Annotated in this window: 14 protein-coding genes and 1 pseudogene; 6 read left to right on the top strand and 9 right to left on the bottom strand. The window is 36.4% G+C overall.

Features of this window, described 5'->3' with window-relative positions; all coding sequences use genetic code 11:
• Positions 1-2 precede the first annotated feature (2 nt).
• The 3 genes and pseudogenes from BMMGA3_RS17815 to BMMGA3_RS06945 form a co-directional block, all read right to left on the bottom strand.
• Positions 3-140: pseudogene (locus tag BMMGA3_RS17815) on the bottom strand (glucose-6-phosphate isomerase); the annotation flags it as partial.
• A gap of 358 nt (positions 141-498) precedes the next feature.
• A complete protein-coding gene (locus tag BMMGA3_RS06950; RefSeq protein WP_003349634.1) occupies positions 499-1,446 on the bottom strand; it encodes an L-threonine 3-dehydrogenase in 948 nt (315 codons plus the stop codon).
• A gap of 85 nt (positions 1,447-1,531) precedes the next feature.
• Complete coding sequence (locus tag BMMGA3_RS06945) at positions 1,532-2,719, bottom strand: glycine C-acetyltransferase (protein WP_003349633.1); 1,188 nt, start codon at positions 2,717-2,719, stop codon at positions 1,532-1,534.
• A 427-nt stretch (positions 2,720-3,146) separates the two neighbouring features.
• Here BMMGA3_RS06945 and BMMGA3_RS06940 point away from each other — a divergent pair, with 427 nt between their 5' ends.
• On the top strand, positions 3,147-3,737 hold the full coding sequence (locus BMMGA3_RS06940) for a CotY/CotZ family spore coat protein (RefSeq protein ID WP_003349631.1): 591 nt from the start codon (positions 3,147-3,149) through the stop codon (positions 3,735-3,737).
• Between the two features lie 116 nt (positions 3,738-3,853).
• Here BMMGA3_RS06940 and BMMGA3_RS06935 read toward each other — a convergent pair whose 3' ends face one another.
• Together BMMGA3_RS06935 and BMMGA3_RS06930 are read right to left on the bottom strand one after the other, a co-directional pair.
• Entirely contained in the window at positions 3,854-4,222 is a 369-nt protein-coding gene (locus BMMGA3_RS06935) for a hypothetical protein (RefSeq protein WP_034669647.1), read from the bottom strand.
• Between the two features lie 5 nt (positions 4,223-4,227).
• Entirely contained in the window at positions 4,228-5,418 is a 1,191-nt protein-coding gene (locus BMMGA3_RS06930) for a ParM/StbA family protein (RefSeq protein WP_003349627.1), read from the bottom strand.
• Positions 5,419-5,616: 198 nt separating this feature from the next.
• Here BMMGA3_RS06930 and BMMGA3_RS06925 point away from each other — a divergent pair, with 198 nt between their 5' ends.
• The 3 genes from BMMGA3_RS06925 to BMMGA3_RS06915 all read left to right on the top strand — a co-directional run bounded on the left by BMMGA3_RS06925 (position 5,617) and on the right by BMMGA3_RS06915 (position 9,816).
• The gene (locus BMMGA3_RS06925; protein WP_003349626.1) at positions 5,617-6,420 is read left to right on the top strand and encodes a CsxC family protein; all 804 of its coding nucleotides are present in this window, start codon (positions 5,617-5,619) and stop codon (positions 6,418-6,420) included.
• A gap of 478 nt (positions 6,421-6,898) precedes the next feature.
• Complete coding sequence (locus BMMGA3_RS06920; RefSeq protein ID WP_003349625.1) at positions 6,899-7,714, top strand: CsxC family protein; 816 nt, start codon at positions 6,899-6,901, stop codon at positions 7,712-7,714.
• 233 nt (positions 7,715-7,947) lie between these two features.
• A complete protein-coding gene (locus BMMGA3_RS06915; protein WP_155815647.1) occupies positions 7,948-9,816 on the top strand; it encodes a ring-infected erythrocyte surface antigen domain-containing protein in 1,869 nt (622 codons plus the stop codon).
• A 96-nt stretch (positions 9,817-9,912) separates the two neighbouring features.
• Here BMMGA3_RS06915 and BMMGA3_RS06910 read toward each other — a convergent pair whose 3' ends face one another.
• A complete protein-coding gene (locus tag BMMGA3_RS06910) occupies positions 9,913-10,710 on the bottom strand; it encodes a CsxC family protein (RefSeq protein ID WP_003349621.1) in 798 nt (265 codons plus the stop codon).
• Positions 10,711-11,001: 291 nt separating this feature from the next.
• Here BMMGA3_RS06910 and BMMGA3_RS06905 point away from each other — a divergent pair, with 291 nt between their 5' ends.
• Together BMMGA3_RS06905 and BMMGA3_RS06900 are read left to right on the top strand one after the other, a co-directional pair.
• The gene (locus BMMGA3_RS06905; RefSeq protein WP_003349620.1) at positions 11,002-11,883 is read left to right on the top strand and encodes a glycosyltransferase family 2 protein; all 882 of its coding nucleotides are present in this window, start codon (positions 11,002-11,004) and stop codon (positions 11,881-11,883) included.
• Between the two features lie 76 nt (positions 11,884-11,959).
• A complete protein-coding gene (locus tag BMMGA3_RS06900; RefSeq protein WP_003349619.1) occupies positions 11,960-12,787 on the top strand; it encodes a glycosyltransferase family 2 protein in 828 nt (275 codons plus the stop codon).
• A 117-nt stretch (positions 12,788-12,904) separates the two neighbouring features.
• On the opposite strand, the gene BMMGA3_RS06895 is transcribed toward BMMGA3_RS06900, so the two are convergent.
• The 3 genes from BMMGA3_RS06895 to gmd form a co-directional block, all read right to left on the bottom strand.
• On the bottom strand, positions 12,905-13,516 hold the full coding sequence (locus BMMGA3_RS06895) for a class I SAM-dependent methyltransferase (protein ID WP_034669652.1): 612 nt from the start codon (positions 13,514-13,516) through the stop codon (positions 12,905-12,907).
• 119 nt (positions 13,517-13,635) lie between these two features.
• On the bottom strand, positions 13,636-14,910 hold the full coding sequence (locus BMMGA3_RS06890) for a glycosyltransferase family A protein (protein ID WP_003349617.1): 1,275 nt from the start codon (positions 14,908-14,910) through the stop codon (positions 13,636-13,638).
• A gap of 158 nt (positions 14,911-15,068) precedes the next feature.
• Complete coding sequence (gmd, locus tag BMMGA3_RS06885) at positions 15,069-16,031, bottom strand: GDP-mannose 4,6-dehydratase (protein ID WP_003349616.1); 963 nt, start codon at positions 16,029-16,031, stop codon at positions 15,069-15,071.
• Between the last annotated feature and the right edge of the window lie 281 nt (positions 16,032-16,312).

Below are 16,312 nucleotides of genomic sequence, written 5' to 3'. Positions count from 1 at the left end.
CAACCTAAAAAATCACTCCCTGTTCCGGTTTTTTCATGCAGAGAATGATGAGCCACCTTTACCATATCTCTTAAGTATGTAAGTTCATGTTCACGAAAAAACCCAAGGGCTTTCGAGTAATCAAAGCGAACGTGTGGCATATCTGACCCTCCGATAAATGATTCGTATTATCAAAAATTTATAGATAAAATCTAGATGGTTTATTAATTGATAAGGTTAATATAAAGTTTTATAATACTAAATCTATACGCATTGTTACATGTATTTTGAATATACGCTATTGTTTCGTTATATAATCTAACATTATTTTTGAATGTTAAAGCAAATTGTCCCTCTCCTATGTGCAATCCCCTGCCTAATTTATACATTATAGATCATCTTTTTAATATCTTAATAACGATTCTTTTATGCATGAAAAAAGAGGATATATGCTCTTATTTAGAACATATTATCCTCTATTCATTATAGTATGGTTAACTTTAGCCCGGTTATTGTTAATTATCCTAATTTTTCCCTAAGTTTCTGAAGCATATCTTCCGTCATTTTTGCAAGATCGTATTCTGCTTTAAAGCCCCATTCTTCTATAGCAGCAGACGCATCTAAAGAGTTTGGCCAGCTTTCGGCAATACTTTGACGGACAGGGTCAACGTCGTATGTTAACTCAAAACCAGGAATATGCTTGCGAATTTCAGCAGCAATATCTTCCGGATCAACACTCATAGCTGTCACGTTAAAAGAATTGCGGTGCTTTAACTTAGCCCCATCTGCTTCCATTAACGCAACAATTGCATTTAGCGCATCCGGCATATACATCATATCCATATATGTTCCTTTATTAATATAGGAAGTGTACTTGCCGTTCTTAATTGCTTCATAATATATTTCAACCGCATAATCCGTCGTTCCTCCGCCAGGCGGCGCTACATATGAGATTAGGCCAGGAAACCTCAAACCTCTTGTATCTACACCGAAACGATGGAAGTAATAATCCGCTAACAATTCCCCTGCAACTTTATTAATGCCGTACATGGTTGCCGGCCGCTGCACTGTATCTTGAGGGGTATTGTCTTTAGGAGTAGACGGCCCGAAAGCTCCGATCGAACTCGGGGTAAAGAATTGACAGCCGAGCTCTCGTGCTGTTTCAAGCGCATTCATTAAGCCCCCCATATTCAAATTCCAGGCAAATACAGGATTGGCCTCTGCTGTTGCTGATAATAAAGCAGCCATATGAATGATCGTGTCCGCCTTAAACTGTTTTGCCGTTTCAACCATTTTTCTTCCATCTGTTACATCGACGATTGCAAATGGACCGCTTTGTGCTGCCTCACTGTCATTCCTTCGAATATCGGTGGCCATTACATTATCTGTGCCATAAATTTTTCTTAACATGACTGTTAACTCAGATCCGATCTGTCCTAATGCGCCGGTTATAAAAATACGTTTCATGCTGTCTCCTCCGTCTATCTCCCAATAAATCAATTCTGGCAAAAAATAAGTTTGTAAAGACTTCTAATTCTCTATCTCAGAAAAACTAAATAATCCCCATTTCCTTGCCGACTTTTTCATAAACTGCAATTGCTTGGTCGAGCATTTCTTTTGTATGAGCAGCAGAAGGCATATTGCGCACTCTTCCCGTTCCTCTTGGCACTGTTGGGAACACGATTGATTTCGCATAAACACCCTCTTCATTCAGCCGCTTGCTGAATTCCTGTGTCTTCACTTCGTCTCCTATAATACAAGGAGTAATCGGTGTTTCACTATTTCCGATATCAAAACCTAAATCTTTTAACCCTTTTTTCAAATAATTAGCATTTTCCCAAAGGCGCTCATTCAACTCTGTGCTTTCCATTAAAATTTCAATCGAGCGAATGGATGCCGCAACATCTGCCGGTGTCAAAGAAGTAGAGAACAAGAACGGCCGGCTTCGAACTTTTAACCAGTCAATTAATTCTTTTTTGCCGGCAACATACCCGCCTACAACTCCGATTGCTTTCGAAAGAGTTCCAATTTGGAAATCAATTTTATCTTGCAATCCGAAATGCTTTACCGTTCCGGCTCCTTTTCCTAACACACCTGATCCATGTGCATCATCTACATACGTAATCAAATCAAATTCTTCAGCAATTTCGACAATCTCCGGAAGTTTTGCAATGTCTCCGTCCATTGAGAAAACGCCGTCTGTTATGACCATAATCTTATTGTATTGCCCTGAATCCTTTGCTTCTTTTGCTTTTGCGCGCAAATCATCCATATCTGAATGGTCATATCGGATAATTTTCGCTTTTGACAAACGGCAGCCGTCGATAATTGAAGCATGGTTCAATTCATCAGATAGGATCGCATCATTTTTATCCATCACAGCTGAAATGGCCGCCATATTACAGTTAAATCCGGATTGGTATGCAATAGCCGCCTCTGTACCTTTGAACTCAGCGAGCTTTTCTTCAAGCCTTACATGAAGTTCCAATGTTCCATTAATTGTTCGTACAGCCCCTGCACCTACTCCATAACGGTTAATGGCATCGATTGCTGCGCCTTTTAACCTTTCATCCGTTGCAAGACCCAAATAATTGTTTGAAGAAAGATTGACAAGTTTTTTTCCATTAATCGTAATCATCGGGCCATTTGGACTTTCAAGCGGATCAATAACGTTGTAGAGGCCTCTGCTTTTTAGATCTTCTAAATTTTCCTTCAAAAATTGTTCTAATTTACTTGACACGCAAACATCCTCCTGTCTTTATTGTCACCGTAAAAAATACAACTGTATTTCTGATGTGGACAATATGATGTTATGTAACACTTGTTCAGTAAAGCTTTCTGTCATATTACTATATCATATTTTTTTCTTTGTGCATATATAGAGGACACAAATCGAAACGATCGTCCATTTATTATCGTATCCAAAAAATCCAATTTCGTACATAAAAGTCTGTTCCTGTTTTATTGGATTTTTTCATACGTGAAAAAGGAGATTGACCCAAAACTATTAGTCAGCCCTCCCTTCATTACTAAATATCGAAGGAAATAATTTCTTCTTTTCTCGTTCTCCACAAAACTTTTTTCCACAATAGGCATGTTTCTCACTCAAATAGCAGTGAAAGTCCATATGTTAATTCTAGATTGATATTAAAAAGGAGTTGAAAACCATGACTAGTTGGTACGATCATGAAGATCAAAAGGATCATGAGGAACTTAAAGACCACAAGGATCCAAAAGATCAAAAAGATCACAATAAAAATCGCAACTGTGTGAAAGAAACATTAAAACAAATTTTGAAGGCACAAAACAAGGCTAAAGAAAAAGATGATTGTTGTAAAATCTCATGTAAACATTCTATTGATGAATTATTAGGGAAATCGTGTACAAAAACGAAAAAAAACACAATCCCTTTTATCCTTTATTGCAAGGGAGATTGTGATCCTTTTAAAGCTACTGGTATTACCGCCATTTCTAGAGAACATCATTCAAAAAAGAAGAAATTTGTTTGTTTTGAAACTTTTATATTCCGTATCAAGGACCTGGATGACAAATGTGCTGTGCTGGAACTTCTTGTATTCAAATTTGAAAAGAAGGATCATAAAGTTTCATGCACTAATTGCAAAGCAGACCACGTTAGTTCTCCTTGTTGTCAAGTAGATTGGGAAGATGTAGATGATTTAGTTAAAACAGGAGTCTGTATTAACGTTGATCTATCCTGCTTCTGTGCCATCACCTGCCTGCCTGCTGTTTCTATATAATCCTATATTTTTTGTAAAAGGGGCTGACTTTTAAAGGTCAGCCTCTTTCTATCATTAAGAGCAAGTCCCCCAACAAAATAAAAAGCGAGTGAACCCAAAGCTTTGAGTTCACCTTTTTAACCACCAAATGCTTCTAGAACATCCTCTACTTCACTCAAATCCACATTAGACGGTAAATTTTGATTCTCAACTAGAAGGGAATCAGGTTTATGGTTCACGGGAATATATCCGTGTTCCAAAATCTTTTTAATTTCTGCCAGCTCATTTAAAATTTCAGAAGTAGATCCGTTAGTTATTTTTTGATTAAGATAACTATTAAGTGCTGAAAAAACAAGGTGAATCAGGGTATTATTTTTTGCATGGTATTCAATTTGTTCTTGAATTTTTGGCGAAACGGCATGTGTATTACCTGTTTTTACATCAGTAAATCGTTCGGGAACGGTTATTGCAATCTTATTAATATTGTCCGTATAGATTCTAAACATTCCCATCACCCTTTAGTGGATACTAATTCAGCCGCATTTTCTTGCAGTTTTTTCAGGTGATTCATTTTCGCCAAAATCATTAGTCCAAGAACATTTAACTTTTCCATGTCTTCTGGAAACATCAATTCAATCGGCCGTCCTCTTTCTAACCATTTCACTGCAGCTTCTTGAATTTGTCTTTGTGCCAGTTTTGCAGCTCCCCCGACAGCAATATACCGGGTTGCACCTTTGATTTCACTTGAACTGCTTCGAACTCGGTCAAAGTGTTCAAGGTATTTGACAGCCATTGATTTTAATTGAGGAATGATATATTTACTAATATCTTTCTTGACACCGGCAAAAGGTTCCACATACCATTCGGATGGGCCGGCAGCCAATTTTTCCTCCAGCTCGGAGCGTGAATCGAATTTGTACAATTCGTTTTTGCTGACTTTTTGAATGATATTATCAAGAAAATGGTTGATCCCAAATGGTTCTCCCTCAACAGATGCTACAGGTTTATTATTTTTAATGCCTACAAAATCAACGGAGTCTCCCCCCAAGTCACCAATAATAATACCTTTTCGTGAATCTTTAATGAGGGAATCATCTTTAATTCCTAACGTTTCCTGGTCACGCGTTAATCCCAAATAAGCACATGCTCCTTCTGCACCAACAATCACATCATATATATGGAGTTTAACAACTACTTCTTTAGGCTCGGGAAAACCGGGCACTTTATGAAAAATAACTGTATGTGTACCAATTAAGCGCTGCTTTAACAGTTCTTTTTTCTCTTTATATTGGGTAGTAGGCAGCGAAACAGCTAGTTGATCGATATCATAGTCGATCTCAAGTGAATTGGGATTACTCAAAAGAGCGTGATAAGCAGCAACTCCAAAGAGAAGAATATACGTTCGATTCTCATCTACTTTCTGATTATTAAATGAAGTAAGGCTTACATCTCTTTGCCTGGCAGCCGCCTTTCCAATATAATTTATCTCTCGCTTATCAACGATTACCTTAGACTTTACCTCAACAATAAGGTTTTCTTCGAGAACAACATCTTCTTCATCATAAGGCTTTTCATAAAATTCATCATCAAATAATGCAATGGCATTTGGCATTTGGTATTGATGTACTGCCCCATTGTCAGAAGCCAGTACTTTATACCAGCTATTCCCTATATCAACAGCAAGAAAATTTTCTCTTTTCATCTTCTTATACCCTCCTCCTTTTGAATCGTATGCAGGCAGGGTGATGGTTTGTGCTAGTACCCATTCATTTTAAGAAAATCTTAGGATGTCCACCTATAAATTTATCTTTCTATACTAAAAATCCACGTTTGTACTACTGCATACATCTATAGGTTTGCATACGATAGATTGAACCTACAACATAAGGAGGAAAAATTAATGAATAAAGATAATAATTGTGTTGATGTAGATGTATCTGCCACCGTTGGGGATTGTGAGAGTGTAGAGGCAACTCCTGTCACTACTCCAGGGGGGCCAGGAGGCGCGGTAATTTTAAGAGTCCCTGTTACTTTGGCGGAAAGAACAGTGAGAACTAGCCTGGTTGCGAATATTCAATTTCCGGATCCGGTTCTTGAAATAAAGGATATTAAAAAGAGGGTTAAAATCGTCCAGTGTCGTCTGCTGCTGCCTGGAATCCCAGAGAATGGTGACCCATTCCCTGATGATCTCGATCTAAAGTTATTTTTGAAAGGATTTGTCCGTAAGAATATTCAATACGCAACTCCATTTCCGGATTCAACTGGGTCATGCGTATCTTCCCAAATACGTTCTTTAACAACTGACATTCCGTTTGAATGTGTAACAACAATTCCTGGAGACGAATTTATCTCCCCACCACAATTACCAATTTTCAATACGCGTAATGAATTTGATTTCTTTAGAGCCCAAGAATTAGGCCGTGGTTTCCCTGAAAAGGATGAGCTGCTATCAAGCGACCTTTCTCAATTCCATCAGGTAAGTACTCAGTTTTACAATCAACTTCCATTTTGTGAGCTAATTTCAAGCAAAATCACAGAATGGAATGAAGCTGTAGATCGTACACCACTGCCGAACCATGCTCCTTTTGAAGAAGGAACATTTACAAAAATAATTGAAAAGATGTTCTTAGAATTTACGATTAAAGTATTGCAAAATCAGCAAGTGCCTCTAACTGTTGTTCCCCCTACCCCTGGAATTTTTTAAGATGAAGACTTATGACTCCCGGGTTTACTTTGACGAGTAAATAATGGGATTCGTTGACGAGGCTGTCTCAAAAGCCTAAGGGTCAGACCCCATAACACAATATATAGGACATAATGTAGGATAATTGTGCTATATATTGATAAATTCACATGAGGTCAGACCCTTATGAGACAGCCTCTTTTTCCCTCTATATTAAAGTGATAACGTCCTCGTTAATATACATATTCTTCGCTGTTAAATTTGACAATGTAAATAATCCATGTTCAAAAAAATAGATTATTTTTAATATGATCTCAAGGCATAAAGACCACTCCAAAACAAGAAAAGAAAATCAATTGAGTGTTTGTATTCACTTTTTACAGTATTAAGGGTTTTTAGGCAATAATCATGGAATCTGAAAATACCTATGGGCATTTACCTATACCTAGTCATTTGTACTGCATAGTATGCAATATCTTGACTTTAAGGAGGAGCCCGAATGTCTGATTTAAGCAGAGATAAAAAAATGAACCACGAATGTAAAAGTTCAACTAATAATTGTTCATGTGAAAATCGCCCACATCCCCCCCATGTTTCAATTGGTAAAATCATTACAAAGGTTCCAGTCGTTTTAGCAGAACTTACCTTGCAGATTACTAAGGATACTTTTATTAAATTCCCGGAACCTGTATTGGAAATAAAAGATATTAAAAAGAGGGTAAAATTAACTCAGTGCCGCTTGTTGTTGCCAACGAACAAATTATTTGTAAAAGGTATGGTCCGAAAAAATATTCAATATGCAAGCCCATCCAAAGAAATTGATCCAAACACATCGACAACAGTTGCTTCAGACTTACATTCTTTAACGGTTGATATACCTTTTGATTGCGTAACAGAAATCAAAGACTTTCTAACAAAGCCTGTCTTGCCAAAAATCAATAACCGCAATGAGTTTGATTTTTTTGTTTCAAAGCCATTGCCTAAAGGTTTTCCTGAAAAAGATGAATTGCAAACAAGTGACCTTTCCCAATTTCATCAAGAGAGCGCCCAGTTTTATAATGAGCTGCCATTCTGTGAACTCATTTCCAGTAAAATTATTGAATGGGATGAGGCAACGGACAGAATCCCGCTTCCTGAGTCTTCCCCAATTGGAGAAGGTTTCTTTACAACATTAGAAGAAAAAATGGTACTTGATCTTACTTTAAAGGTCCTTCAAAATCAACAAATTCGCGTATCTTCAACAACGAACGACGACGATTGGTTTCATGATGATTGCGATTGCTGTGACTGCGATTGCGACTGTGACTGCGATTAATTGCTCTATTTTTTAGTGTGAAATTCTTGGGGAGTATACTGGTTTTTTGGTATAATCCCCTTTCCTGTTTGTATAGTTTCATCCTGATAAATTTATACTTCTATTTTTTGTACAACTGGACAATATTTTAAATCAATTTAAAAAATGAGGAAGAGGAGGGAATTGGAAAGGATGCTTCATTAAGCAATACCTTCCATTGCAATATGAACAATGAGAGGAATACTTTTCATGAAATGAACCTACATCAAAAAAAAAGGAATGATTATCTAACCGACCTTACGGGCAGCAATACGAATTTTCACCAATATACCCCTACTATGATGAACAATCGAGGTAATCAGGTTTACGGCAGTTACGATCAAAATTTGCATAAATCTGATATACAAAATAGAAAAACAAGTACTGGCCATGAAGAACAAGTTTCCTCAACCGTCAAAATATTCACTCCAAACGTCGCTACTCCTTTTATATTGCCTCCTCCTAAGGTTGTTGGACCTGATACAAAATCTTTTAAAAAGAAACAAAAAATCAGCAACAAGCAATTAAAAAAATCAACAGAAAGACCACCTTCAGATGAGGAAAATCAATTGAACTCTTTTGTTCAGGATCATGAATCAATGAAAGAAGTAAATGACCAAGGTATCTCACCACAAACTGATACTTCAGGCAAAAATGAGATCTTTCATGAAGAAAATACTGAAATTATAAAAGAAAACGTTTTGAATGAACAAAAAAGCAATGAAATATTATCCGGGGATGAGAGCTTAAGTGAAGAATTGGAATTTTCCATTGAGAATTCCATTGATGATGAATTTGCTTCGGTGAAGGATGAATCAGATTCAATAAAGGAAGAAGAACCCAAAACTGTTCCCGAAGATCAATTAACAAATTCAGAAATTACAATTGAAGTAAAAAATACTGTGGAAAATCAAGGGAACTCAATTTCAGAACAAGATTCAACGATTTTAAAGGAGCAAATTAATTACAAATATCCAGTTGAACATCATGGTTTAGCTGATAAAGAAACTAACAGTTTCGATGAAATTGACTTCCCTATTGATAAGGACATCGAAAAGAAATCATTTTCTGCCAATGAAAGCCAAAGCGAAGATGTGCAAGATTCAATCATAAAGGAATCAATGCAAAAATTACTGGAAGAAAGTTCTTCTTCTCTAGAGGAATCATCTTCTTTGCAGGATGAAAGTTCTTTTTCCCAAGATGAATCTTTTTCTTGGCAGGAAGAAAGTTCTTTTTCCCAGGTGGAATCCTTTTTCTTGCAAGAAGAAAATTCTTCTTCTCAAGAAGAAGCCTCTTCCTTGCATGATGAAATAACTTCAACTCAAGAGGAAGCCTGTTCCTTACAAGAAAAAATATCTTCAACTCAAAAGGAATCCTCTTCTTTGACAGATGAAAGTTCTTCTTCTCAGGATATATCTTTATCTTTTTATGAAAAAATTTCATCGATGCTTGAAGAATCTTCATCAATACAAGATTGTTCAGAAGAAGAAAGAATGGAGAATTGCCAACATAATTTGCAAAATCCAAGTTTAATTAGTGTTCTTCCAAAGAAAGATCCTCTTCCAATCGTAAAACTCCCAGTATTATTAGCTAATATGGAAATTGATATCGAGGTTTTTGATTCATTTGAACTATTTTTTCCACTAACAAAGATCACAAAAATTGATTGGTCCATTCACTCTTTGGATATTCGTGTGCTTCTTCCTTCCAACACAATCTTTATAACAGGTGTTTTAATTGCAGATATCGAATATGTAAGCGAGAACTCTACACATTCTTTTCATACGTCAAAAATTCAAATACCATGGCAAAAAACAACAAATGTTCACTGGATTTATCCTCCATTAATAGCATGCAGCAGTAATGAAAAGTATTTGTTTGACAATGGCAACGAAAGCAACACACACCGCCAATTTCACGAACAGTTCGCCGATCATATTCAACATCATTTGCATAGCATCAATTTCATATGGCATGAGGAAGTAAATTTTCAAGACAATACACCAAAACTTTTCATTCAAGGAAGAGCAAATCTTTCTATCGATTTATTGCAGCCGCAGTATATTCACCTTAATCATATGTGAGATTCAAGGATAGGGTTGTTTCATTGATTAATAACATTAAGGGATGAATTTATTGAGGGGTGTCTCGGAAAATGAGACACCCTTTTACATTACTTATTATTGCCCAATAATTTGTCTAAATCTGTCGAAAATCGTTAATTGTGAAGGCTGTGAAAAAGTTGCTGCGCTACCGTCACCGATTGTAGGAGTTGGGAATGGAGTTGGCGGTACAAAAGGTGCTTGTTGTTTTTGGAACAATTTAATGATAAGAAAGACTTCCATTTTCTCCTCAATCTTATCGAATCGACCCCAGTTATCAAAATCTTGTAGAGTATCTAACTGGTTCACTGCGGCAGCAAGCAATTTGCATTGGATTGGTTCATTAAAAACCTCGAAAGATAAGGAACCGGTTGTGCATCGATCGGCTCCATGTCCATCTTTTGCAAGCTCTCTTCTTTCAAAAACATTATTTTTGACACTGAACTCGCCAAATGGAAAAACAGGCGGGTTAAAAACGGACACAGCTCTATGGCATCTAAAAGGAATTTCTACACTAAAATCCCTCACCCATCCGTTGCAGTCCTCAACAAATTGAATATTTTTGTGTACTACACCTTCGACAAATAACTTTACAGCATTAGGATTTCCACCGGCTGGAATAGCTTTGCACTGTGTCAATTTAACATTTTTGCGAATTTGTTTAATATCCCTTGCAAACGAAGGCAGCTTAATATTCGCTTCCACAAGTGCTTGCAATTCCACATCCGTAAGAACGACTGTTGTTTCTTCATCTCCTCCAATAAACGGTACAGCTACACAATCCGAGGTAATGGAACGCGCTTTGTCACAATCCGGTTGAGGCGGGCACCCATGGTGATTGTGATCATTGCAACCACAACTAGTATTTCTCTTCATATCATTCACTCCTTCATATTTATAGAATCAAAAGCAATCAAAAGGACACTCAATCATAATAGGGGTAAAGCCTTGATTGTTTTGACTTATTATTGTATATGTCACAAATTGATAAATGGCATAGACAGTTGTCTGTAGACTTACACCTATTTTTTGATTTTTAGAAAAAATCTTACTTTTCCTTTTACCTGTAGTTCATTGGCTCCCTATTTAAAAAGGGACTCTTGCTCACAAATATTAGTAATAATCATACATTGGTATAGAAATATATTTTAAGAAGGAGCGACACGAATGAATGAAGCTCATCTTTTTGCTTCTATAATATTTCCAGCAAAAAATGAAGGTGAAAACGTGAAATCAACTCTTGATTCTTTATTTTCAGTTAAGACAAACTATCCATTCGAAGTCATTGTTGTGAACGATGGATCTACAGACAATTGCTGTGAATTTCTCGAAACATATGATAAAAAAGAACGCGTTAAACTGATTCATACAGTCGGAATTGGTGCTGCAAATGCAAGAAATTTAGGTGCAGAACATTCGTCAGGAGAATATCTGATTTTTTGTGATGCGCATTTGCAGTTTGAGGATTGGTGGATCGACCGATTATTAGAACCATTGCTTTCGGGAAAAACAGATGCAGTTTCACCCGCAATTGCTTCCACAACGGCTCCTGAAATTGTTGGTTATGGGCAATCCCTAACGCCAAAGCTTACAATCAAATGGAACCAGAAACAAAACGGATTATTTGAAACGGCTATATTACCCGGGGGATGCATTGTCATTCCAAGAGCAGTGTTTGACGACATCGGCGGATTTGAGAAGGGTTTTAAAACATGGGGTCATGAAGATGTAGAACTTTCGATCAAATTATGGCTTTTCGGATATCGTTGTCATGTTCATCCTGATGTGAAAATATTGCATGTATTTAGAAAGGCCCATCCTTATAAAGTCAGCTATGATGATGTTTATTACAATTTACTAAGGATGGCCTTCTCTCATTTTAAGCCTGAGCGAATACAAAAATGTAAGAAAATGACGCGAATAAGGAAAGCAAGACAATTTGAATCACAATTATTGCAAGATGGAATTATGAAACAACGTGAAATCTATTTTCAAAAAAGAAAATATGATGATGACTGGTACTTTAAAAAGTTTCATATCGATTTTTAAACATCTAAAGAACTTCCTGTATCCACTTTCTTAAATGGTGAAGTGTTCCGCTCCTCACACGGAAGGATGGCTTAATATGAGCAATAATAATAACTTTATTGAAAATTCCCCATTAACATCGATCATCATTCTTACCCATAACGCTCTTCGTTTTACTAAGGAATGCATTTTCAGTATTTTTCAATATACGAAAGAATTCTATGAATTAATTTTGATTGATAATGGATCCACAGATGGCACTCATGAATTTCTAAAATCTCTTCCTAAGGCCAGAATGATTGTTAATCAACAAAACAAAGGTTTTTCAGGAGGGTGTAACCAAGGGATATCCATAGCAAAAGGAGAAAATATCGTCCTACTTAACAATGATACAGTAGTTACAGAAGGATGGTTGACTAGGTTGCTTTGGTGGATCAATCATGATCATTCTATTGGTATAGTGGGCCCAAGATCAAACGTGATTGTTCCCCACCAAGCTATTAATCCCGTTCCTTATCGAAGAGTCAAACAAATGCAAACATTCGCTTCTGAGTGGAGCAAAAATCATAACAAACAGGGGTATGAAGTTGACTATTTAAGCGGCCTTTGTATGGCTTTTAAAAAAAGCTTGATTGATATAATTGGAGGGTTTGATGAACAATTTTTCCCAGGGTATTTTGAAGACGCAGACTTCTGTCTCAGAGCTAAAATATGTGAAAAAAAACTTTGGGTTGCAAATGACGTTTATATTCATCACTATGGAAGCAGAAGTTTTCATATAAATAGAAAATTACAATCAGAGATCATCCAAGAAAACAGTCGAAAGTTTTTTCATAAATGGAAGATGAATAATTTGGATGAAATTGCAAAAACAGTGGAACGGGAAAAGCCTTTCAATCGAGAACGTCATTATTTTCCTATTTGAAAGATGAACAGTACCTCAAAAGTTGGACAGTCTTAAAAAAGACATTGTATTTGCAGGTAAAAAAGATGACTCCGGTAATGGCCAGAGTCATCTTTTTAGAAATTGATTGAAAAGACTTTAAAAACTAAGCGTATCCAACTCCCATAATCCTAATGATTTATCCATATAAGTTCGATTCCTCTTATTCCGAAACTCATTGATCAACAAGATTGGTTTTGGAAAATGGAAGGGCTCCATTTCTAGATTAAGAGGACGCCATCCCCCTGTCAGTATATCGGTATTTCGCTTATTGTTTGGAAACGTTGTTGTTAATAAATACTTTGATCTACTGTCTTTCATATTGCTAATGGCTAATCTTATATCATCAATGCAAAAATGTACTAGACAATCACGGCAAAGAATTAAATCAACCTTTGGTAAAGGATCTTTTGTCATGTCACAATGAATGAACTGAACATTCTCTGTTGTATATGTTTTGTTATTATGATCAATCAATTCTTCCACAATATCAATACCGATATAAGATTCTATATGTTGGTGAATTTCCTTCATCCAATTAAAATCACCACAAGGTGCATCTAAAACTTTTTTTATTTGAAGTTGTTTTATTAAAATGGGTAACTGCTTGATAAGTGGCCTTGTTTGCGTAAGAGATGAACCCGGCCCTGATACCGACTCAGAGCTCCCCCATAAATTCTTCTTATATATTTTTGTAAAAATCTCCTTCATCCCGTTCGCCCCTTTCATTTCACCTTGACCTTCTACCAATTTATGACGAATGAATGTAAGTGTGTCATATTTATTCATGTTGACATTACAGTAGTGCCATCAGAAATTTGATAAAAAATTTACCATGTAAAAGGCTCTCCTTGTTTGAATTTAGCCAAAAAGGTATGATCAATTCTGACTGGATCTGATACAGGGAGGTTTAGTTTTATTGCCACTTGTTTTTCGATTGGATGAAGGTGATTATTCAAACTGATATAATGAAAGGAATGAGAATGAAATAAAACGCCATCAGGTAAAATCGAAATCTCATGGGACATTTCTTCAATTGGTAATCCGTCTGGTATTTGAGCCAAGAAATCGTCACTTACATACACAATTTGATTCCTTTGAAATTTATAGTCTTTAAATGCTTTATCATTTCGGATCAGATGCTTTTTATGGTTTTGAAAAATATATACCGAAGGATTTTGTGGAGACATAATGAGCCTTTGATTAGGAAAAAGAGATGGGTCTGAGAAAACCTGGCTGTCGACAGGGAATCCCTCATTATATTTAAAAAGAAAAGGATCTGGTATTCTTACTATCTGGTCTGGATGAAATTTCATTTTATAAAAAACATCTTGGGAAATTTTCCGTCGTTTCTGATTGTCGATGATATACACATCAGAAAATAATCCTCTGACCAACGTCCCGTTTGGAATTTTTTTGGGCAAATGAGTATACAATCTTTGGAAAGATTCCGGGTCTTTCAAAGCGATATCCAAAATGGTTCGAATAGGATAAAACGGTTTAAACTTTGTTAATCGATTCCAAAATGCCGCATCTCCATTAAACCAATTGACTGGATTATCATCCCAGAAACTGCCGTATTCATTAAATACATCATCAGCAATTTTTCTTGAATGCATGATGGAACAATGATCCACTAATCCACTAGGATTCGTTAATATTCCATAAGTTCTTCGAACAGCTTCCCTTTCAACACCACCATTTTCGTCAAGCCATGTCACTAATTGCTGAGAATAAACGATCTCTATATTTGGATTTTGATCTAACACTTTTACCATCATTTCGAACCGTTTAGGAAAGAAAATATTATCGTCCGTTAAATAAGTAATGTACTTTCCTTTCGTCTTCGGTATTGCTTCATTAATTAATGTTGCATATCTTGTTGTTTTATATCTTTCACTATCTTGAATATGACTGTTAATATAGTGAATTCTTGGATCATTTACATATCGTTGTATGATTTCAACAGTTTCTTTTTGGGAGTTATCGTCCATTATGAAAAGTTCCCAATTCCCAAATGTTTGATTAAGCACACTCTCAATGGCTTTACCAATGGTTTTCGGTTTGTTATAACTCGTTAAAATAACCGATACGATTGGAGTCATTTCATGTCCTCCCTTTTGATCAGATCAAAAATAGAAAGACTACACAATCGTGCAGTCTAGACGTATGAATTTTATTTTCCTTACAGTCAGCTTCATCTTGTCGATGCACGAGCAAGACTGAATGTGTTATGAAAAATATAAGAACTATTATGTGATGCTCACTGTCCTTTATTTTTCGCTAAGTCAGAGTCAACCATCATTTTTACCAAATCTTCAAAAGATACTTTTGATTCCCACCCTAACTTGTGTTTTGCTTTTGAAGGATCGCCCAATAAAATATCTACTTCAGCCGGCCGCACAAATTGTGGATCTTGTACGACATAATCTTGATAGTTTAAACCGACATGTTGAAAAGCGATTTCTACTAACTCCTTTACCGTATGGGTTTCACCCGTAGCAATGACATAATCATCTGGTTCTTCTTGTTGCAGCATTAGCCACATTGCTTCCACATAATCTCCGGCAAATCCCCAGTCGCGCTTGGCGTCTAAATTACCTAAATGTAACTTATCCTGAAGACCAAGCTTGATTTTGGTAACTGCATCCGTGACTTTCCGTGTAACAAATTCGATCCCGCGACGTGGAGATTCATGATTAAATAAAATTCCCGAGCATGCATACATGTCGTAACTTTCCCGATAATTTACTGTAATCCAATGACCATAAACTTTTGCTACGCCATATGGACTTCGCGGATAAAATGGAGTCGTTTCCTTTTGGGGTGTTTCCACGACCTTTCCGAACATTTCACTGCTCGATGCCTGGTAAAAACGTGCATCACGTTTTGATAAACGAATTGCCTCTAAAATGTTTGTTACTCCAAGACCTGTAACCTCACTTGTATAGATCGGCTGCCTCCAAGAATCCCCTACAAATGATTGTGCCGCCAAATTATAAACTTCATCAGGTTTTGTCGCTTTAACCGCTTCGGTTAAAGATGTTAGGTCACGAAGATCACCGGAAATAAACTCAATTTCATTTTCTAAATGTTTGATATTTTCAAAGTTTGGTGTGGCTGTTCTTCTTCTTAACCCATAAACTTTATAACCCTTTTCTAACAACAATTCTGCCAGATATGAACCGTCCTGACCTGTGATTCCTGTTATTAATGCTTTTTTCATAGATATACCTCCCGTTTAATTTTTGAAAAAAAGATCGGGAACCTTAGTCCTTTCATAAGACGCAATTCTTTGATTTTTTGTTATAAACATATTATGTATTGTCCAACACAAGAGGAACGCGGCCAAATGCCTCATTTTCCGAGAAACAAAAGACTATCCATCAAATAGGATAGGTGACTAACCCCCACCTCTACACCACCGTCTGTACCGTTCCAGCAGTTCGATTAATTAATAAAACTAAACAAATTCCCTTTTCATACCTCATTCATATAATAAGTTAA

The organism is Bacillus methanolicus MGA3 (assembly GCF_000724485.1).
Taxonomy (GTDB): domain Bacteria; phylum Bacillota; class Bacilli; order Bacillales; family Cytobacillaceae; genus Bacillus_Z; species Bacillus_Z methanolicus_A.
Note: the sequence above shows the minus strand (reverse complement) of the source record. Positions and strands in the feature narration are given on the sequence as shown.